The 20,366-nt window shown below is 71.9% G+C and carries 14 protein-coding genes; 7 read left to right on the forward strand and 7 right to left on the reverse strand.

Annotated elements, in window-relative coordinates; genetic code table 11:
* From D7V97_RS20160 to D7V97_RS20170, 3 genes are all read right to left on the reverse strand, one after another.
* Positions 1-2,145, reverse strand: a 2,145-nt coding sequence (locus tag D7V97_RS20160) for a CHASE3 domain-containing protein (protein ID WP_120612275.1), incomplete at its 3' end; no start/stop codon positions are given.
* Between the two features lie 170 nt (positions 2,146-2,315).
* Positions 2,316-3,221, reverse strand: coding sequence for a phosphatase PAP2 family protein (locus D7V97_RS20165; protein ID WP_233583007.1), 906 nt, complete (start codon positions 3,219-3,221; stop codon positions 2,316-2,318).
* A 69-nt stretch (positions 3,222-3,290) separates the two neighbouring features.
* A complete protein-coding gene (locus tag D7V97_RS20170; protein WP_158623412.1) occupies positions 3,291-4,199 on the reverse strand; it encodes a LysR family transcriptional regulator in 909 nt (302 codons plus the stop codon).
* Between the two features lie 117 nt (positions 4,200-4,316).
* Between D7V97_RS20170 and D7V97_RS20175 the strand changes: the two genes are divergently transcribed.
* The 6 genes from D7V97_RS20175 (at position 4,317) to D7V97_RS20200 (ending at position 15,515) form a co-directional block, all read left to right on the forward strand.
* Positions 4,317-5,294: an alpha/beta fold hydrolase gene (locus D7V97_RS20175; protein ID WP_158623413.1), complete on the forward strand. Its 978-nt coding sequence runs from the start codon at positions 4,317-4,319 to the stop codon at positions 5,292-5,294.
* 187 nt (positions 5,295-5,481) lie between these two features.
* Positions 5,482-8,718, forward strand: a complete 3,237-nt coding sequence (locus D7V97_RS20180) for a PD-(D/E)XK nuclease family protein (protein WP_120612278.1) — start codon at positions 5,482-5,484, stop codon at positions 8,716-8,718.
* Entirely contained in the window at positions 8,715-12,428 is a 3,714-nt protein-coding gene (locus tag D7V97_RS20185; protein ID WP_120612279.1) for a UvrD-helicase domain-containing protein, read from the forward strand. Before D7V97_RS20180 ends, D7V97_RS20185 begins: the two co-directional genes overlap by 4 nt.
* Before the next feature lie 12 nt (positions 12,429-12,440).
* Positions 12,441-13,751, forward strand: a complete 1,311-nt coding sequence (locus D7V97_RS20190) for an adenylosuccinate synthase (protein ID WP_120612280.1) — start codon at positions 12,441-12,443, stop codon at positions 13,749-13,751.
* Between the two features lie 80 nt (positions 13,752-13,831).
* A complete protein-coding gene (locus D7V97_RS45970; protein WP_233583009.1) occupies positions 13,832-15,013 on the forward strand; it encodes a tetratricopeptide repeat protein in 1,182 nt (393 codons plus the stop codon).
* Positions 15,014-15,074: 61 nt separating this feature from the next.
* Entirely contained in the window at positions 15,075-15,515 is a 441-nt protein-coding gene (locus D7V97_RS20200) for a PH domain-containing protein (RefSeq protein ID WP_120612282.1), read from the forward strand.
* Between the two features lie 16 nt (positions 15,516-15,531).
* Here the strand turns inward: D7V97_RS20200 and D7V97_RS20205 are convergent, their stop codons facing one another.
* Entirely contained in the window at positions 15,532-16,371 is an 840-nt protein-coding gene (locus tag D7V97_RS20205; RefSeq protein WP_120612283.1) for an FHA domain-containing protein, read from the reverse strand.
* Positions 16,372-16,491: 120 nt separating this feature from the next.
* Positions 16,492-17,127 (reverse strand): outer membrane beta-barrel protein, encoded by a 636-nt coding sequence (locus tag D7V97_RS20210; RefSeq protein ID WP_120612284.1) that lies wholly within the window; start codon positions 17,125-17,127, stop codon positions 16,492-16,494.
* A 156-nt stretch (positions 17,128-17,283) separates the two neighbouring features.
* Here D7V97_RS20210 and D7V97_RS20215 point away from each other — a divergent pair, with 156 nt between their 5' ends.
* Entirely contained in the window at positions 17,284-18,486 is a 1,203-nt protein-coding gene (locus D7V97_RS20215) for a carbohydrate-binding family 9-like protein (RefSeq protein WP_120612285.1), read from the forward strand.
* A gap of 11 nt (positions 18,487-18,497) precedes the next feature.
* On the opposite strand, the gene D7V97_RS20220 is transcribed toward D7V97_RS20215, so the two are convergent.
* Positions 18,498-18,758, reverse strand: coding sequence for a hypothetical protein (locus D7V97_RS20220; protein ID WP_120612286.1), 261 nt, complete (start codon positions 18,756-18,758; stop codon positions 18,498-18,500).
* A partial coding sequence (locus D7V97_RS20225; protein WP_147444891.1) for a ComEC/Rec2 family competence protein occupies positions 18,745-20,366 on the reverse strand: 1,622 nt, incomplete at its 5' end. The genes D7V97_RS20220 and D7V97_RS20225, both read right to left, overlap by 14 nt.

Consider the following 20,366-nt stretch of genomic DNA (forward strand, 5'->3'; position numbering starts at 1 on the left):
GAACTGGGGGGCCGCGCCCGCGCGCAGCGGCAGGACGAGGGTGAAGGTGCTGCCCTCGCCGGGGGTGCTGCGCACGGTGACGTCGCCGCCCAAGAGGCGCGCCAGGTCGCGGGAGATGGACAGGCCCAGGCCGGTGCCGCCGTACTTGCGGTGGGTGCTGCCGTCGGCCTGGCGGAAGGCCTCGAAGATGACGTCCTGCAGCTCCGGGGCGATGCCGATGCCGGAGTCACGCACGGAGAAGCCCACGAGCCCCGCGCCCGCGGTGGAGACGGTGAGCGCCACCTCGCCCTGTTCGGTGAACTTGAAGGCATTGGCCAGCAGGTTCTTGAGCACCTGGCCCAGCCGCTGCGGATCCGTCTCCACGGTGGGAGGCACGTCCGGCGCGACGGTGCAGGAGAAGTGCAGCGACTTCTGCTGCGCCACGGGCTGGAAGGCGCGGTCCAGGCCTTCCACGAAGCGCCGCAGGGTGACGGGCTCCGGCTGCACCTCCACCTTGCCCGCCTCGATGCGCGACAGGTCCAGGATGTCGTTGATCAGGGCGAGCAGATCATTGCCCGCGGCGCTGATGGTCTGCGCGAACTTCACCTGTTCGGCGGTGAGGTTGCCCTCCTTGTTGTCCGCCAGCAGCTTCGCGAGGATGAGCGAGCTGTTGAGCGGCGTGCGCAGCTCATGGCTCATGTTGGCCAGGAACTCGGACTTGTAGCGGTTGGTGCGCTCCAGCTCGGTGGCCTTCTCCGTGAGCGACACCTGCGCGAGGGTCAGGTCGTCGCGCTGACTCTCCAACTGGCGCGCCTGTTCCTCCAACTGGGCGTTGGTCTCCTCCAGCTCTTGCTGCTGGGTCATCATCCGCGTCTGCGATTCCTTGAGGACGCGGCTCTGCTCTTCAATCTCCTCGTTGGAGACGCGCAGCTCCTCCTGCTGCGCTTGCAGCTCCTCGGCCTGACGGCGCGTCTCCTCCAGCAGCAGCTCCAGGCGCGTGCGGTCGTGCGAGGCACGCACCGCGACACCGATGGAGGGAGACACCCGCTGGAGCAGCTCCAGGTCGGAGGGGTGCACCGGGTGGAGGAAGCCCAGCTCCACCACCGCGTTGACCTGACCGTCCACCTGGATGGGGGCGATGAGGACGTGGCGGGCGGGGCCGTGGCCCAGGCTGGAGGAGATGGGCAGGTAGCCTTCGGGCACGTCGCGCAGGTGGAAGGCGCGGCCCTCCTTGAGGGCCTGACCCACGAGCCCGTCGCCTTCGCGCAGGAGGTCGCCCTTCGCCTCGAAGCCCGCGGGCAGCGCGTAGCCGGCGACGCGGCGGAAGCGGTTCGTCGCGTCCGCGAGGTGGAGCGCGCCCACCTGGGCGTCCAGCGTGGCGGCGAGGACGCGCAGCACGTTGTCGCCCAGCTGCTCCAGACGCTGCTCACCCTGCATGCCTTGCGAGAGCGCGTTCTGGCCGGACTGGATCCACGCCTCGATGCTCCGGGTGCGGAAGTCGCGCGACGCGATGTAGCCCGCCATGCCGATGAGCACGAGCAGCAGCACGGAGCCAGCCCAGGTGACGAACAGGAAGAGTTCGGAGGATGCCTGGAACCCGGCGTTGCGCTCCGCGAGCAGCCTCCGCTCCTCCAGCTCCATCTCCTCGACGGTGGCGCGGATGTCCTTCATCGCGGTGATGCCGCGGTCCTCCTTCACGACGGCGATGGCCTCCCGGCTGTCGCCCTTCAGTTGCAGATCGATGGTCTGTTGCAACTCCGCCAGCTTCACCTGGATGGAAGCCTCCAGCCGCGTCAGCCGCTGCTGCTGCGGGGCGTTGTCGGCGGTGAGCTCCTTCAGGTGCTCCAGCTGTCGGGGGAGGGACTTCGTCGCGCCGACGTAGGGGTCCAGGTAGCTGGCGGCCCCCGTGAGCAGGAAGCCGCGCTGGCCCGTCTCCGCGTCCTTGAGGGTGGACAGCAGCCCCTCCAGGCTCTGCACGACCTCCAGCGTGCGCGTCACCAGCGCGCTGGCCTCGGTGCGGGTCCGGAGCGTGCGGTAGGAGAGCAGGGCGATGGCGAGGATGGCCACCGCCGCCAGGGCGAAGCCCGCGAACGTGGCGCGGGGCAGCGCGGGGCCGAAGCGCGCGACGCGCCGGGGGGCCTTCCCGGGGGGCGGACTCAGGGGCATGGACACCGCCCCAGGGCGCACGGGCGGACGACGAGCAGGATGGAGCGCACGGAGGGACCCGTCCGACGAAGGTGAACGGATCGCCTACCATGTCGGGCCCGGGGCTCGCGGAAGGGCCGGAGCGAAGTGTCGGCTGGTGCGCGCCCGGCGGCCCCAGGCGCCAGGAGGCGCTAGAAGGCGCCGGACACGCCCACCACCTGCCGGCCGACCGAGGGCGTGAGTGTCAGCGAGGACGTCCGCGACGCGTTCGGCCGGGCATCGTCGTCGAGGCGGCCGTGCAGGAGCAGGGGCACCGCGACGCCAAAGGCGGAGCCGAGCACGGCGCCGGTGAGCACGTCGGACAGGTAGTGCTTGTCCGCGCCCATGCGCAGCAGGCCCACGGACGCGGCGAGCGGCAGGCCCACGCCCCAGATGAGGCCCTGGTGCTTGTAGCCGCGCAGCGACGCGACGGTGCCCGCGGACACCACCAGCGAGAAGGCCAGGTTGGTGTGCCCGCTGTAGAAGGACAGGTTGTTGTCGGTGGGGTGGGCGGTGAGGCCCTTGTCGTTCTCGGACAGCACGTGGACGAAGGGCCGCTCGCGGCCGACGGTGAACTTCACCGCCTGGTTGACGACGGAGGCGATGACGGCGCTCTCCACCATGATGGTGGCGTCCTGGGCGAAGAACTCACGGGACGCGCCGCTGCTGCGGCCGGCGGCGTACTGGACGCCAAGCATGCTGAGGGGCAGGCCCGCGAACCCGATGACGTTGCTCCACGTGTCCGCGCGCTTGCGGGACTCGGCGGTGTTGCCCGCGAGCCCCCGGCCCCAGCGGTCCAACCGGTTGAGCGTGTCGGTGCCATCCGGAGCGCGGTCGCACCAGCGGCACTGCGCCGGGGCCAGGTCGCCCTTGAACACCGTCTCGCTGGAGATCCACAGCGCGCCCGCGGCGCCGGTGATGACGCCATCGCGGGCCCAGTTGAAGCGCAGCGCGCGGGGCGCATCCGGGGTGTCGGCCGCGTCCTGGGCGAGCGCCGGTGACAGCGGCGCCAGAAGGAAGAGCCAGAGGGCGGTGAGGGTCCGGAGGGAGGCGGTCATGGGGCGGCGGAGCATAAGGGCGCTCCGCCCCCTTCCGGCAACCTCCGGAGCCTGGGCGGTGCCTGGGCGTCAGCGGGCGCCGGCCTCGTCCTCTTCGACGAGTCGCGCCAGGAAGTCACCCAGGGCCTTCACCTTGGGAGGGGTGCGCCGGGCGTGGGGCCACACCAGCCACAGGGCGCCGCGCTCCAGGGAGTGCTCGCGGAGGATGGGGCGGAGGGTGCCGGCCTCCAGCTCCGGGCGGATCATGATCTCCACGAACTGGGCGATGCCGAACCCCGCCCGGGCCGCGTGGGTGACGGCCTCGCTGTTGTTGAAGACGAAGGTCTCCGGGATGCGGGGCGTGGGGGCGCCGGGAGGCTGGCGCAGGGCCCAGGACTCCACGCGGCCGGTGGACACGAAGCGGTAGCGGATGCAGTCGTGGTCGCGCAGCGCTTCGAGTGAGCGCGGCGTGCCGTGGGCCTGGAGGTACGCGGGGGAAGCGCAGAGCACGAAGCGCTTGGGGCCGAGGCGGCGGCGCATCAGACCCGAATCGCTCAGCTCCCCGCAGCGCACCGCCGCGTCCAGCCCGTCTCCGACGATGTCGGCCACGTGGTCGTTCACGTCCAGGTCCAATTCCAGATGGGGGTGCGCGCGGCGGAAGCGCTGGAGGTGGGGGATGATCAGCCGCAGGGCGAGCATCTCCGGGACGCTGACGCGCAGCCGGCCCTGGGGCGTGCGCGAGGCGTGGGCGAGCTCGGACTCCGCGTCGCGCAGCTCGGTGAGGGCGCGCACGCAGCGCTCGTGGAAGCGGGCCCCCTGTTCGGTGAGGTGCATGCGGCGCGTGGTGCGTTGGAAGAGGCGGGTGCCCAGGCGTTCCTCCAGCCGGGCCACGCTCTTGCTCGCGGCGGAAGGGGTGATGCCCAGCGCACGCGCCGCGGAAGCGAAGCTGCCGGTCTCCGCGACGCGGGCGAAGACGCCAATGGCGGACAGGCTCTCCATGCGTTCCTCCAGGTCCCTGCGATTGCGGACACCGGTGTCCCGGGTGAAATGGCAGACACCGCTGTTTCGCGCACGGCTTTTCCACCGCATGAATGCGGACGAAAGGAAACGCCCGCCATGCCCATGTCTCCGGATGCCCCGTCTTCCGATAGCTCGCGCCGCACCGTTGCCCGTGATGATCCACCCCGTGCCTTCTCCCGTCGGGTCGCCTTGAAGGCCGGTGCCGCGCTCACCCTCGCGGGCTGCGCCACGTCGCCGGAGACGGGGACCCCGGACACCTCCCGCGCACGGGCTCCAGAGGCCTTCACGCAACACCGCTTCACCTCCGCGGATGGCACGTCGCTCTCGTACTTCCGACAGGGTCGGGGCCCCGCGCTCGTCTGGGTGGCGGGCACGCTGAGCACCTGGGACGACTGGAGGGATGTCGCCTCCCGCCTGTCGCCCCACTTCACGAACCTGGTGCTGGAGCGGCGCGGACGTGGCAGCAGCGCGGACGGATCCACCTACACGCTGGAGCGCGAGGTGGAGGACGTGCTCGGGCTGATGCGCGAAGCAGGCCCTGGGGCCTCGCTGTTCGGTCACTCGCTGGGCGCCATCCTGGCGTTGGAGGCGGCGACGCGGCGGCCCCCGGCCCGGCTGGTGCTCTACGAACCGCCGTTTCCCATCTCCCAGCGCATCCCCTCCGAGGCCGTGGAGCTCGTCCGCACCACGTGGAAGCGCGAAGGCCCCGACGCGGCGCTGGTGGCCGCGCAGCACCACATCTTCCGGATGCTCACCCCCGAGCAGCTCGACGGCTTCCGCCAGACGCCGCAGTGGGCGAAGCAGCTCGGCATGATGGAGACCTTCACGCGTGAGATCCGCGCGGTGTCGGAGCTCCCGCTGGGCGTGGAGCGCTTCCGTGCCGTGGACACCGCGACCCTCGTGCTGCTGGGGGACCAGAGCCCCCAGGTGCTCCTGGCCGAACCGGCGCATGCCGTGGCGAAGACCCTCCCCCACGCGACGCTCCGAGTGCTGCCGGGGCAGGGCCACGTGGCCCACGTCTCCGCCCCCGCGCTGCTGGCCCGCGAGGTGGAAGCCTTCCTCGCCCTGCGCTGAAGGCGCGTTTCTACCTCTCGAGGAGGGGGTGGACCGGAGCCAGTCCAGGTCGGGTGTCGGGGCCGCGTCTTCGGACTTCCCGGGTCTTGGAGGGCAGCAGGCGGGCAGCCAACGGGCCAGGGTGTGGGAATGGCTTGAAAGGAGCATGAAAACGGCGCCCCTGGCCGTTCTAGAGTCCTCGCCCCCCATGTCCCGCCCTGGTCGCACACTCCACGTCTTCCCCGATGCCGCGCGCCGTCAGGCAGCCCTGCGGGCGGAGCGGCGTGCGCGTGGCCTCGCGGTGGGGACCCACCTGCTCACGTGGGACGACTTCGTCCAGACGCTGGGGGGAGCGGGCGAACTCAACCGGCGGCCCTGTCCGGCGACGGCGGCCCGCGCGGTGGTGGCCGGGCTGGGAGCCTCGCTGGGGAGCACGCCGTTCGGCGACTACGTGCGCGAGCCCGCGTTCGCCCGGGCCGCGGCGGAGGTGTTGCTGGACCTGAAGGCGGGCCGCCTCTCCCCGCGCGAGCTCCAGGACGCCGCGGAGGTGCTGCCGCCCGAGCGCCGCACGCGCGTGCGGGTGCTGGCCCGGCTCTATCACCTGTACGAGCAGCGACTGGCGGAGCTGGGGCTCGCGGACCGCGAGGACGTGCTCCGGGGCGCGCGTGAGGCGCTGGACCGGGGCGCGTGGCCCGCGGGTTGGGACGGGGTGACGGGGCTCGTGCTCCACGGCGTCTACGACGTGCGACCGTCGAAGCTGGAGCTGCTGCTGGGGCTCGCGGCGGCATGCGAGTCCCGGCGGGTGTCGCTGCGCGTGGAGACGCCGGTGGGCGGCTCGCCGGTGGCGGACGCGGCGCTCGCGGCGCTGTTCCGGGCCTTCGAGAACCGGGGCGAGACGATGCCCCACGTGGACCTCTTCAAGGCGGACGTGACGTTCGAGGGCCGGCCCTTCACGGACCTGGGACGGCACCTGTTCTCACCCCGGGCCGCGCGCGACGTGCTGAAGGACGCGGTGCACGGGCTGTCGGTGTGGAACGCGACGTCCGCGCGCGAGGAGGCCCGCATGGTGGCCCGCGACGTGCGGCGGCTGGTCGCGGCGGGCAGCGCGCCGGGCGACATCGCCATCGCGTACCGGGACCTGGGCCCGGAGGCCGGCTGGCTCGCGGAGGCGCTGGGAGAGCTGGGCGTGCCGGTGCGTCTGCCCTGGGGCGAACCGCTCGCGCTCGCGGGGCCGGTGCGACTGGCGCTGGAGCTGCCCGCGCTGATGGAGGACGGCTTCCCGGCGGAGCGCGTGGCGGAGATCGTCGCCAGCCGCTACGTGCCCTCGCTGTCCCGAGGCGGCCCGGACGCGCCCGCGGCCCTCTTCGCGCTGGCCGCCGCGCGAGATGACCGGCTGGGAGCGACGCGAGGCAGGGGCGCCTACGACGTGCGCCTGGAGGGACTCGCGCGCCGGTTGCAGGCGCAGGGCGGCAGGCACAAGGAGGACGCGGTCCGGGTCATGGCTGTGCGCGCGCTGCGCGACCGCGTGATGCGGCTCATCGATGAGTGCCGCCACATCCCGCAGGAGGGCACCGCCGCGGAGCTGGTCGCCGGGTGGTGGAAGGTCGTGGAGCGGCTGGGCCTCCTGGACTCGGCGGGCCCGCAGGAGCCGCGCGAAGAAGGCCTGCTCGGTGTTCGCATCGAGGACGCGAGGGCCCGTGACGGCGCGGCGCTCGCGGCGTTCCGTCAGCGGATGGAGGACCTGTTGCGCTCGCTGCGCGCGGTGGGCGGCGGGCCGCGCATCACAAGGCGCACGCTGGGCCGGTGGTTGGCGGACACGCTGAAGGACGTGCACCTGCCCGCGCGAGGCCCCACCGCGGGCGCGGTGGAGGTGTTGGATTTGCGCGAGGTGCCGGGCCGCACCTTCCGCCACCTCTTCGTCGCGGGGCTCACCGAAGGCCGGCTCCCGGGGAGGGATCCGCCGTCACCGCTGCTGGGCGATGCGGAGCGCGTGGCGCTCAACGTGCACCTGACCCGCGACGTGTTCCGGCTGACGGGAGGCGAGTTCGACGAGCGCGCCCCCTGGAGGCTCACCGAGGACCGGCTGCTGTTCGCCAGCGCGCTCGCGGCGGCGGAAGCCACACTGAGCCTTTCGTTCGCGGTGCAGGCGTCGGGAGGCCAGGAGCAGGTGCCGTCGGCGTTCCTGGAAGAGGTGCGGCGGCTCACCGGCCGTCACTGGGCCACGCGCGCGCTGTCGCCGGTGCTGCCGCTGGACGAAGTGCTCACGCGCGCGGAGCTGCGGCGCACCGTGGCGCTGGAGGCGCTGGCGAACGTCAAGCTGCGTGTCACCGAACCGGATCCGGCGGGTCCGCTCCTGAAGGAGCGCTTCGGGACGGACGACTGGTTCCGCACCGCGCGAGAGCTGGCCCACATGGAGGCCGCGCGCCTGCGCTTCTTCGGCAGCGAGGAGGAGGTGCCGGGCGAGTTCACGGGCGGCGTGCAGGGCCCCGAGCTGGAACAGAAGCTGCGGGAGACCTTCCACTTCGGCCTGGAGCGACCGCTGTCCGCGAGCGCCCTGGCCCGCTTCGGCAACTGCGGCTTCCAGGGCTTCATCGCGTACGGACTGAAGGTGGCCGAACCCGTGGTGCCCGGTGAGGAGTTCGACGCCCGGGGACGCGGCACCTTCTGGCACCGCGTGATGGAGGAGGTGTTCCAGGCGCTCAAGGAGCACAAGCTGCTGGGGCAGGCGCCGGAGGACATCCCCAAGGAGGTGCTGGAGAAGGCGGTCAAGAAGGCCAGCAAGCACTTCGAGGAACTCCACCACGTGGGCCACCGCGAGCTGTGGAAGCTCGCGGGAGAGAAGGCCCACGCGATGGTGCGGCGAATCCTCACGGATCAGCGCCGGGGCCTGCCCTTTGATCCGCTGGTGCCGGAGGGCTTCGAGTTGAAGTTCGGTCCCGCGGCGAAGGACAAGCGCTGGAGCGACGTGAAGCTGATGGTGGCGGACGACGCCATCATCTTCGAGGGGCAGATCGACCGGCTGGACACGGCCGGCGTGGAAGTGGGCGTCATCGACTACAAGACGGGCAAGCTGGACAAGCGCACGCTGAAGGAGAACCTGCTGCTCTCCGACTTCCAGCTCCCGCTGTACCTCTACGCCGCGCGCGTGAGCGGCCACGTGGGGGCGCGCAACGCGGCGTGGTTCTCACTGCGCACGGGCGCCACCATCCACCTGTCGGACGTGATGCCGCCCGCGGAGCTGGAGGACCTGCTGTCCACGGATCCGGAGGTGCGCCAGCGCGTGGCGGAGGCCCAGGGACTCAACCTGCCCAACGCGGTGGAGACGCTGGTGAAGCGCCTACGCAAGGGTGATTTTCCGGCGCGGCCCAACGACTGCGGGCGCTGCGGCTACCGCGCGGTGTGCCGCATCACCGAGCGGCGCGTGACGGAGGAGGGGAGCGGATGAGCGACACCGCGCCCCACATGCTCGCGCTGGAGAAGAACCTGGCCCTGATGGCGGGCGCAGGCGCGGGCAAGACGTACAGCCTGGTGACGATGACGCTGCACCTGTTCGCAGGCGCGCGCGAGGCGGCCCCAGCATTGCGACCGTCGCGCCTGTGCATGCTCACGTTCACGGACAAGGCCGCCGCGGAGATGCGCCGTCGCGTCCGGGAGCGCCTGGACGCGCTGGCCCAGGGGGATGTCCCGGCGGACGCGGAGAAGGACCTGCGGGCGTCGCTCGCGAGGCTGGAACGTCCGTTCCCCACGCAGGACGAGTGGCGCAAGGTGCGTGAGGAGTTGAGCGCCGCGACGGTGGGCACGTTCCACTCGCTCTGCGGTCAGCTGCTGCGCCGAGCGCCGCCCGCGGTGGGCATCGATCCCGCCTTCGAGGTGCTGGACGAGCTGGAGTCCGCGGGCCTGCTGGAGGACGTCACCGAGCGCGTGGTGCTGGACGCGCTGGAGGGAGGCGACGCACGCGTGCGCGAGCTGTGCGCGGAGCTGGGCTTCTCCGGTTCGGGCTTCTCCGACGGGCTCGTGGCCGCGCTGATGGACGTCTACCGCACGCTGCGCGAGGAGGGCCTGAAGGCGGCGACGGCGCGCGTGGGCGATGGCGTGGCGGACAAGGCGCAGCTCGAAGCGCTCATCCAGGACTGCCGCAGGCTGTGCGCCGAGGCCCGCGCGCAGGACACCAAGGTCGAGTGGAGCCCGCTCCTGTCCGCGTGCGAGCGGGCGCTGGAAGGGATGACGCCGGACACGTTCCTGAAGACGGAGCACTTCCCGACGTTGCGGAACGTGCTGCTGTCGGAGCCGCGCAACCTGGCCAACCTCCGCAAGGGCGCGGGCGCGTGCCTGAAGGAGCTGCTCTGGAAGGTGAAGGGCAAGAGCGACGGTTCGGTGCGGCGACTGGAGGATGCCTACGCCGCGTGGCGCACGGCGCCCTTCGAGGAGACCTTCCGCGACCTCCTGAGTCAGGTGGAGACGCGGCACGACGCGGAGCTGTCGCGGCGCAACGTGTTCGACTTCACGTCGTTGCTGGTGAAGGCGCGCGACCTCCTGCGCGACCACCCGGAGTTCCGTCAGCAGGTGCAGGAGCGGCTGGGCGCCCTGCTGGTGGACGAGTTCCAGGACACCAACCGGCTGCAGCTGGAGCTGGTGCTGCTGTTGGCCGAACGCCGTGAAGGCGGGCCGCGCGAGCTGACACCGGACGCGGATCTGGTGGCCGCGCTGCCGCTGGAGCCCGCGTTCCTGTGCGCGGTGGGTGACCGCAAGCAGTCCATCTACGAGTTCCGGGGCGCGGACGTGTCCGTGTTCACGGTGCTGGCGAAGAAGATCGAAGACGAGGGCGGAGCGCGCGGCTTCCTCCAGCACAACTACCGCTCGCTGCCGGGCGTGCTGACGTTCTTCAACCGGGCCTTCGCGGGACTGCTCGTGGCCTGTGAGGCGACGCCCCGTCCGTTCGAGGTCGTCTACGACGCGGCGACGGACGACCTGTCACCCACGCGTCGGGATCTGGCGGAAGGGCCGGTGGTGGAGCGGCTGACGCTGCCAGAGGCCGACACCGCTCCGGAGCTGCGCGAGCACGAGTCGGACGCGGTGGCCCGGAGGCTGCGGGTGATGCTGGCGCCCGGTGCTCCGGCGACGGTGATGGCGGAGGACAAGAAGGGCCTGCGTCCCGCGCGCGGCGGAGACGTGGCCATCCTCTTCCGGACCTTCACGCACCTGGAGGAGTACCGGCAGGCGCTGATCCGTCACGGCGTGCCGCACCGGGTGCTGCGAGGCCGTGGCTTCTACGGGGCGCAGGAGGTGCGTGACCTCGCCTCGCTGCTGGCGCTCCTGGCGGATGCGGACGACGCGCTCGCGTTCGCCGCGGTGCTGCGCTCGCCGCTGGTGGGCCTGTCGGATGCGTCGCTGTTCCGGCTCGCGGGGGATCTGCCGTTGTCGCTCGGCTCGCAGCGACTGGTGGACGCGGGCGTGCGCGCCGCGATGTCCGCGCGTGAGCAGGGAAGGCTCGCGTGCTTCCTGGAACTCATCCCCGTGCTGCGGCGCGAACGGGATCGGCTGGGCGTGCACGCGCTGCTGCACTCGGCGTTGGAGGCGACCGGGTATTGCGAGGCGCTGGCGGGTTCACCCTACGCGGAGCAGGCGAGCGCGAACGTGGACAAGCTGTTGTCCCTGGCGGCGCGGAGGGACGAGCGGGGAACGGGCGGCTGCGTGGCCTTCGCGCGCGAGCTGCGCCAGCTGGCGGACTCCGATCCCAACGAGGCGCAGGCGGACCTGATGGACGAGGGCGATCCGCGCGCCGTGCAGCTCCTCACCATCCACCGGGCCAAGGGTCTGGAGTGGCCGGTGGTGGTGGTGCCCGGGATGGGCGGCCGGCGTCGCACCACGTCGGCCCGCGCGTACTTCGAGCGCTCGTTCGGCCTGGCGCTGCGGCCCTGGATGCCGGACTCGCTGGACACCTTCACCTCCGAGCGCTTCGAGGCGGTGCGCGCCGAACTCAAGTCCCGCGAGGACGCTGAGTACCTGCGCCTCCTCTACGTGGCCCTCACCCGCGCGAAGGACCTGCTGGTGCTGTCGGGCGGCGAGGAGAAGCGCGCGGGCACTGACACATGGTGGCACCGCATGGACCGGCGCCTGGACGCGGATCCGGACCTGCGCGCGCTCGCGCTCGATGTGGACGTGGAGCAGCTGCCGCCGCCCGCGGATCCGGAGCCGCCCACCGAAGCACAGGTCGCCCAGGCCCGGGCCCGCATGGAGTCCGCCCTGGCCCGCGTGTCCGAGGAAGATCTCCACGATGGATCCGGTGACGGATCCGACGCGTTCGAGGACACCAGGGAAGACGACAGCGCTTTCGCCAGTGAGCCCGTGGTCGCATCCGTGCGTTCGGTGCAGGACTTCCTCACGTGCCCGCGCCGCTACCACCACCTCCACCGGCTGGGGCTCACCGTCGGGTCGGAGCCGTGGGAAGCGCCAGCGCAGGCCTCGCCGCTGCTCGTGGAGCCGGAAGGATGGCTGCCCGTGGAGCGTCCGGGCCAGCTGGTGTCGCGGCTCCTGCGCGACGTGGATCTGTCGCTGGCGGGGCCGGACGCGGGGGCCTCGGAGCGGCGCGCGCACCTGGAGCACCTGCTGCGCAGCGCAGGCCGTGATCCGGAGGAGGACGAGCTGGGCGACGTGCTGACCACGGTGGAGCGCTTCCTCGGGACGGACTTCGCCCGGCGGCTGGCGGCCATGCCTGCGTCCACGGTGCACCGGGGGCTCGACTTCGTGCTAGACCTGGAGCACGACGCCGCCGTGGAGGGCGTGGTGGACCTGCTCTGGGAGTCGCCGGAGGGCGAAGCGGTGGCGGTCCTCCTGCGGCCAGGCGCTCGGCACCCCCTGGGCCCGGCTGCGTGTGCTCACGAGCTGACGGCCCTGGCGCTGGCGGCGGCGCGGATGGTGAAGGACGGGGTGCCCGTGCGGGTGGGGGTGGCCTTCCTGGGGGAAGCGGTCCCGGAGCCGGAATTCCTTCCCAGCGGGGCAGCGGACGCCGGGGCGGCGCGCCGGCTGGCCCGGGGTGTCCGGGCCCTTGTCCAGGCCGAATCCACGCGAGTGTGGACAGGGTGGGACAAGGCGGCCTGCCAGGCCCTTCATTGCGGCTTCGCGGAACACTGTCACCCGGCCCCTCCCGCGTGCTAAGCGGCGGGCACCATGCCGAACGTCGTCGTCATCGGAGCGCAGTGGGGAGATGAGGGTAAGGGCAAGGTCGTTGACCTTCTCACCGAGCATGCCCAGGTCGTCGTCCGTTTCCAGGGCGGCAACAACGCAGGGCATACGCTGGTGGTCGGAGGGCAGAAGACCGTCCTGCACCTGATTCCCTCGGGCATCCTTCACCCGGGCAAGACGTGTGTCATTGGCAACGGGGTGGTGGTGGATCCCGCCGTCCTCGTCGGAGAGATCGACGCGCTCAAGCCGCGCGGCTTCCTCAAGGATGATGCGCAGCTGCTCATCTCCGACAACGCCCACGTCATCTTCCCGTGGCACAAGCTGTTGGACAGCTTCCGCGAGAAGGCCCGCGGGGGCAGCGCCATCGGCACCACGGGGCGGGGCATCGGTCCGGCCTACGAAGACAAGGTGGCCCGCCGGGGCATCCGCGTGCGCGACCTGCTCCATCCGGAGCGCCTGCGCCGCCGCATCGACGAGCGCCTGCCGTCCGCGCTGGATGAGCTCAAGGAGCTCTGCTCCCAGGCGGGCGTGGACGTGCCGAAGATGGAGACGCCGCAGATCCACGCGGAGTTCTCCGCGCTGGGAGACCGGCTGCGCCCCTACGTGCACGACGTCTCGCTCTTCCTCTCCGAGCAGGTGCGCCGCGGCGCCCGCATCCTCTTCGAGGGCGCGCAGGGCACGCTGCTGGACGTGGACCACGGCACCTATCCGTTCGTCACCAGCTCCAACTGCGTGGCGGGCAACGCCGCGGTGGGCTCGGGCCTGGGGCCCACGGCCATCGACAAGGTGATGGGCATCAGCAAGGCCTACACCACGCGCGTGGGCGGTGGTCCGTTCCCCACGGAGCTGAGCGACGAGCTGGGGGACCGGCTGCGCAAGGTGGGCGACGAGTTCGGCGCGACGACGGGTCGTCCCCGCCGCTGCGGCTGGTTGGACGGTGTGGTGCTGCGCTACGCGGTGCGCGTCAACGGCCTGTGGGGCATCGCGCTCACCAAGCTGGACGTGCTCAGCGGCCTGAAGTCGCTCAACATCTGCAACGCGTACGAGCTGGACGGCGCACGCGTGACGGAGCTGCCGGGCGACTACGAGGATCTGGCGCGCGTGAAGCCCATCTACGAGACGCTGCCCGGCTGGGACGAGAAGCTCGCCGGCGTGCGCACGTTCGATGAGCTGCCGGAAGCCGCCAAGCGCTACGTGCGCCGCGTCGAAGAGGTCAGCGGCGTGCCCGTGGTGTGCGTCTCCGTGGGCGCGGACCGCGGCGAGACGGTGCTGCTGCAGAACCCCTTCCGCAGCTAGGGATGGGGAGCGGGCCCCGGGAACGGGGCTCGCAAGCAGGAGAGGTCCTGGCCCGCCGGGGGCGAGGACGGGAGAGGGACATGATTCGCACGCGCAGGTTCCAGCTCGGTGTCTCGGCGGTGGTGCTGCTTTGCTCGGCGGCGCCGTCGGCCTGGGGGCAGGGAACGACCCCGGCGAAGGGAAGTGTCACCCGTCCCGCGTCGGGCACCCCCGCAGCGGCAACGACCGGCGAGACGAAGGCGCCCGCGACGGCGCCTGTCTCCGGTCGCACGCAGGCTCCCGCTGCCGAGGCGAAGGCTCCTGCCTCCGGCGGTACGCAGGCCACGACCGGCGAGGCGAAGACGCCCGCGACGGCCTCGGCCACTCCGGCTCAGGCTCCGGTGCCCACGGCGAAGTCTCCCTCGGCTGCTCCAGCACAGGCTCAGGTGCCTGCACCCGATACGAAGTCCCCCGCGGCAGCGCAGGCCCCAGCCCCCGTGGCGAAGGAGCCCACCGCGCGTCCGACGGAGCCCGCGGCCACCCGGAGTGGAGACCTCGCGGAGCCGCAGCGCCCGTCACAGGCCGCGCTGGCGGCGTCGCGGGTCCGGGATGGAGACGCGCTGATGCGCGAGCGTCGCTACCGGGAGGCCGCCTTCGCCTTCCTCGACGCGAAGCACGCGGCGCCGGATCACGTGGAGGCGCGCTTCAAGCTGGGCAATGCGCTGGCGGTGCTCGGCTACTACGGCCGCGCCATCGAGGAATGGGAGCGGGCCTCGCGCCTCACCCAGGACGCCGCCATCCGCCAGAGCGCGCAGGACAACGTGGCCCGTGCACGCGCGAAGCAGGCGGAGGCGGGCACCTCTCCGCAGGCCCTGGGACAGACGCCCGGTTCAGGCCCCGTGGCGGACACGACGCGTGCCCAGGCCCGCCGTGCCTACGAGCAGGGCGTGCAGCACATCAGCCAGCGCGCCTACGCGGCCGCGCTCCAGACGCTGACGCAGGCCCTGCAGCAGGAGCCGCTGCTGACCGTGGCGTACATCGCCCGGGGCAGCGCCAACATCGGGTTGAGGCGCTACGCGGAGGCTGCGGCCGACTACCAGTTCGCGCTGAAGCTGGAGCCGGAGTCGGCCTCCCCCCTGTACGGCCTCGCGGAGGCGTACCGGGCCCTGGGGCGCAACCTGGAGGCCAAGAGCCTCTATGAGCGCTATTCCCGCTCCACCGCGACCGATGTCCGTCCGGAGCTCCAGGAGGAGTCCCGCCAGAAGGCCGAGCGCCTGCGCTGACTGCCCGCCTGGTGAGCGGACGGGCTCCGAAAAGGGGCTGTCCGCGTCACTATTTTAGGGCATGGACGGACGCGAACGGACGGTGGAGGGGAAGCAGTCGCAGCAGGTCTTTCGCCCCCGGCGGGTGCTCGCCGCGACGATGGCGGCGGCGGGACTGCTGTGGATCGGGGTGCTCGTCTACCTGTTCAACTTCGAAGGCGTCCCGCTGAAGACCTTCTTGTCCGCGGGCTTCTTCGTCGTCTTCTTCGCGGTGTCCGTGACCTACTACGGGCGTACCCGCATCGAGGTGGACTCCCGCGGCATCACCTGCCGGGGCATGGTGCGCACCCGGCGCTTCTCCTTCGCGGACATCCGCAAGCTGGACGTGCTCCCCGGCCCGGTGACGGTCTACGCCATCCGGGGCAGCAAGGGCTTCGTGCACTTCACCAGCTTCTTCCGCCACCACCGGGACCTGGCGAGGCTCCTCGTGGAGCGCGCGGGCCTTTCCCCGCTGCCCGTCTGACGCACGACGCGCTCCCTCACCCGGCCGCCGCCAGCAGCGCCGAGAGGAGCAACCCCAGCAGCACCAACGCCGCGCCCGCGGCGATGAGCCACCCCTCCGAGCGCCGTCGCTTCCGTCGAGGAGACAGCAGCGCTCCCGCTTCTGTCCGCTCTCCCACCTCGTGGCCCAGGGGCGTCGGCGCCCGACGGACCGCGCCCGACGCATCATCGAACGCCGCCTGGAAGCGCAGCAGCGAGCGCCCCAGCTCCACGACATCGCCATCCACCAGCGGCCCGGGCGCCTCCAAACGCACGCCGTTGAGGAACACCCCGTTGGGCGTGCCCAGGTCTTCCAGGATGAAGCCCGGGCCCTCGCGGCGGATCCGCGCATGCAGGCGGGACACGGCCCGGTCCCGAAGCCGCAGGGCCACGCCCTCGCCCCGGCCGATGTCCGTGTTCGCCTCCGCGAGCGGATGACAGCGGCCCACGTCCAGGCCGGTGAGACAGGTGAGGGTGGCGGCGCGGGAGGGGCGGGCCTCTGAGTCCGCCAGCAGTCCCTTGAGCACCGCGACCGTGCCCACGCCGCGCTCGGGGGCGCTCGGCTCGGAGAGCACCCGCAGGCACATGCCCTCCGGAAGGCCCAGCACCTCCCCGGGCAGGACCAGGCGCGCCACGCCGGGCATCACGCGCACGGAGTTCACGGTGAAGCTGCGCACCGCCTCCACCATGAGCCGCTGGGACTCCACGCGCAGGGTCAACAGCCCGGGCGGCAGGCCCTCCAGGTGGACATGGTCCTCGGGGCCGCCTCCCAGCAGGTGCTGGCCCTCGGTCAGCTCGAACGGGGTGGGGGTGCCCAGGTGCTCGAATTCGAAGCGCATGCGAACGCCCGGCAGCAAGCCTCAAGCCTGCCGCCGGGCGCTGGATTTTCGCGAGGTTGCCTCGAAGCCCCCATCCGCCCCGGGCCTCCCGTGTCCGGAGGCCGGGACGGCGCTGGCCGGCTAGAACGTCGCGCCGAGGTTGAGCGTGCCCACGTAGCGGCCGCCCTTGCTGAACGTCTCGTCACCGCCCAGGTCCACGTCGGACGCCGGCAGCGACGCGGCGAACCCCTGATCGAACAGGAAGTTGTAGGCCACCCGCGCGTCGGCCGTGAAGCCCCCGAGGTTCAGACGCAGGCCCGCGCCCACCGGCACGTTGCCCACCGTGTCGTCGGAGAAGCCCGGCGCGATGGCGCGCACGTTGTAGCGGCTGAGGCCGACGCCGCCCATGACGTACGGCTGGAGCCGCGTGGCCGTGAGGCCCACCGTCACCGCGGCCTGTGCGCCGTTGCGCACGATGTCCGGTCCGTCCGCGTTCGTCGCGAGCACCCCATCGGAGTTGAATTCGCTGACGGCGCCCGTGTAGCCCAGCTCGAGGCCCACCACGTTCGTCGGCTTGAGGCCCAACGTCACGCCGTAGGACAGACCCGGATCAATCTGCGACCGGAGGGCGTCCGTGTAGCCCTCCACGCCGCCGCCCACGAGGAACGAAAGGCCGCGCGTGTTCGTGGACCTGCGCAGCTCCGTCGAAGCCGCGTGAGCCGAACCCGCCGCCAGCACTGATACCGCCACCGCACCCGCCAACAGTCCCTTGCCCATGTGGTTACCCCTCCTGTGGTGGACCGAAACATGGGGTGCCCTCCCGGACACGCCAACAGGGTGAGGGGGGCCCGGCGGCTCGGTCGCCCCCTCTTGCGTACAGCTTGACTCCCGCCCGTGGAGTGCAGTTCCCGGTGGTAGGCTCCGCGCCCTCGAATGCGCCTCCGCCCCTTCGTCCTGCTCCCGCTGTTGTCCTCCGTCCTGTTTGTCGGCGCCTGCCGCGACGAACAGGCGGGCCCCGCGCACCGCACGCCCCGGCTGCCCGCGCCCACGACGCTGCGGACGCTCGACGCGGCCCCCGCGGATCTCACGTATCGCGGAGGCGCCACCTTCGCGGGTGGTGCCATCGTCTACCTGGGAACGCGCGTGACGCCGGAGAAGGCCACGCCCGGGCAGCCGGTGAAGCTCGCGCACTACTTCCAGGCCGTGCGAGCGCCGCCGCAGGGCTTCCACTTCTTCGTGCACGTGGTGGAGCCGGAGAGCGGACAGATGATCGGCAACGCCGACCACGAGTTCCAGGACGGCGCCGCGCCGCTGGAGACCTGGCCCGTGGGCAAGGTGCTGGAGGACGTGCACACCGTCGTGATGCCGGCCAGTCCCAGCCGCGTGGTGCTGGGCTTCTGGCGCGGTGACGAACGGCTCACGGTGGATGATCCGCGCGCGCAGCTGGGCACCGACCGCGCGCGCGGCCCGCTCCTGGGCGGCGAGCCCCCCGCGTTGCCGGAGTACACGGTGACGCGGGTGAAGAAGGCGCCCGTGCTCGACGGCGTGCTCGACGACGAGGCCTGGAAGGGCGCGAAGTCGGTGACGCTGGTGGGCAGCTTCGACGGTCGGCCCGGGCGGCTGCGCACGCAGGCGCGGCTCGTGTACGACGACGCGAACCTGTACGTGGCCTTCGACGTGGAGGATCCGGACGTCTGGGGCTCGCTGCGCAACCGCGACGACTCCATCTACGAGCAGGAGGTCGTGGAGGTGTTCCTCGACGCCAACGCGGACGGGCGCACGTACAACGAGCTGGAGGTGTCACCCCACAACGTCATCTTCGACGCGTACTTCCCCGCGCGGCGCCAGGGCATGGACCTGTCGTGGGACTCCGGGATGAAGACGGCGGTGAAGGTGCACGGCACGCTGGACGACGCGTCGGACCGCGACGAGGGCTGGACGGTGGAGGTGGCCATCCCGTTCAAGAACCTCGCGGAGGTGCCGCACATGCCGCCCCAGCCGGGCGAGCGCTGGCGCTTCAACCTCTACCGGTTGGAGCACCATGACCGGAGACAGGTGGAAGGCCAGGCCTTCTCACCGCTCTTCATCGGTGACTTCCACGCGCTGCCGCGCTTCGCGTGGCTCGTCTTCCAGTAGGGGAAGCGGCGTCACGCGTGGGGTGAGATGTCCCAGGGTGCATCCGCGACGGAACGCTCGGCCGGATCTCCCAGGAAGCGCACGAAGCCCCGGGCCTCCAGCGTGTCGATCAGCTCTTCGGCCTCGAGCTCGGAGAAGTGGTTCGAGCGCATCATGAGCAGCATGTCGCGCATGAGCGATTTGCCGCGCAGGTAGCCCACGGGCTCGCCCGGGCCGAGCTTCGACTTCAGTTCGAGGGTCAGCTGCTGCAGATCGAGATCATCGGAAATCATCGGCGCTACGGTGGGTCTTGTTCCCACTTGCGGCAACGGGCAGGGGTGCCACCTCGTCGTGTGGCAGGAAGGACACCAGGCGGACGTCCGTGCCGTCGCTCTCCAGGGTGACCGCGCCGTCCCGGTCGGTGCGCCAGCACGCCGTGCCCAGGGCCCGGTAGCGCGCTTCCACCTCGGGATGGGGAAACCCGAACCGGTTGCGCCGGCCCACGCAGAACACCGCATGGCGTGGCCGCGTTCGCTCCAGGAGCGGCGAGGTGGACGACGTGCGGGAGCCGTGGTGTGGAACCTTCAACACGGTGACAGGACCCAAGGACTGCGCGAGCGCGGCCTCACCGTCCTCCTCGATGTCGCCTGCCAGCAACACCGTGACGTCACCATGGCGCACGCGCAGCACCACGCTGCGGTCGTTCGCGCCCTCCAACAACTCCCGGTCCACCGGAGGCCCGAGCACCTCCAGGGTCGCTTCGCCCAGGGCGAGCGGGGCATGCCCCACCTGCACCTCTTCCACCCGGGCACCCGCGGCGGCCGCCATGACACGGCGGGAGAGGGGGCCGTCCGTGGTGCCTGCGGACAGCCACAGCCGCTCGGTGGGCACCTGCGACAGCGTGGACACGAGCCCGAGCGCATGGTCGGGATGGGGATGGGACAGCACCGCGAGGTCCAGATGGGAGACGCCCTCGGCCTTGAGGAAAGGCAGCACGAAGCGCTCACCCGTGTCCGCGCCGTCGGGCACACCGCCAGCGTCCACGAGCGCATGGTGCCCCCGGGAGCGGAGCACCACCGCGTCTCCCTGGCCCACCGACAGGAAGGTGATGCGCAGCGCGGGCTCCGGAGCGAGCCCGGGAAGCAGCACGGCGCCCACCACGGCCAGCGGCGCGAGCACCCCCGCATGACGCCAGCGCCCTGAACCCAGCGCCCAGCACCCCAGTCCCACCGCATAAACGAAAGCGAGAACCGGCCCGAATCCAGGCACCTCCACCGCCGCGAAGGGCACCGAAGCGAAGCCCCGCGTGATGGCCAGCAGCAGCTCCGATGCCCACGCGCCCGCCCACAGCACCGGCGTCGCGACGACGGGGGCGACGACGAAGAGCGCCGCGCCGCCCGCCGCGAGCCCGGTGAGCACGCCACACAGGGGCAGCGCGACGATGTTGGAGATGAGCCCCGCCAGGCTCACCCGGCCGAACGCCGCCGCCACCACGGGCAGGCCCACGAGCGTCGCCGCCGCGCTCGCGCACAGCGTCTGCGCCACCGTCTCCCGCCCTTGCGCGGCCCAGCGTTTCAGCCGCCGGGGTTCGGAAGGGTCGGGCGGATCCAGGGGCAAGGCCTCACGCAGCGCGGGCGACAGCAACACCAGTCCCAGCACCGCGAGGAACGACAGCCGCAGCGACAGGTCCACCACGCTGGAGGGCGTCCAGGCCACGAGCACCAGGGCCGCGAGCGAAAGGCCATTGAGCCCATCCGCGCGCCGCCACAGCCCCAACCCCAGGAGCACCGCCGTGGCCATCACCGCCGAGCGCACCGCCGGGGCCTGGTTCCCCGTGAAGAGCACATAGGCCCAGACGAAGGGCACCGCCGCCGGGGCCGCCACCCGTCGGGCCTCCCACC

This window comes from Corallococcus sp. CA053C (assembly GCF_003611675.1).
Classification (GTDB): domain Bacteria; phylum Myxococcota; class Myxococcia; order Myxococcales; family Myxococcaceae; genus Corallococcus.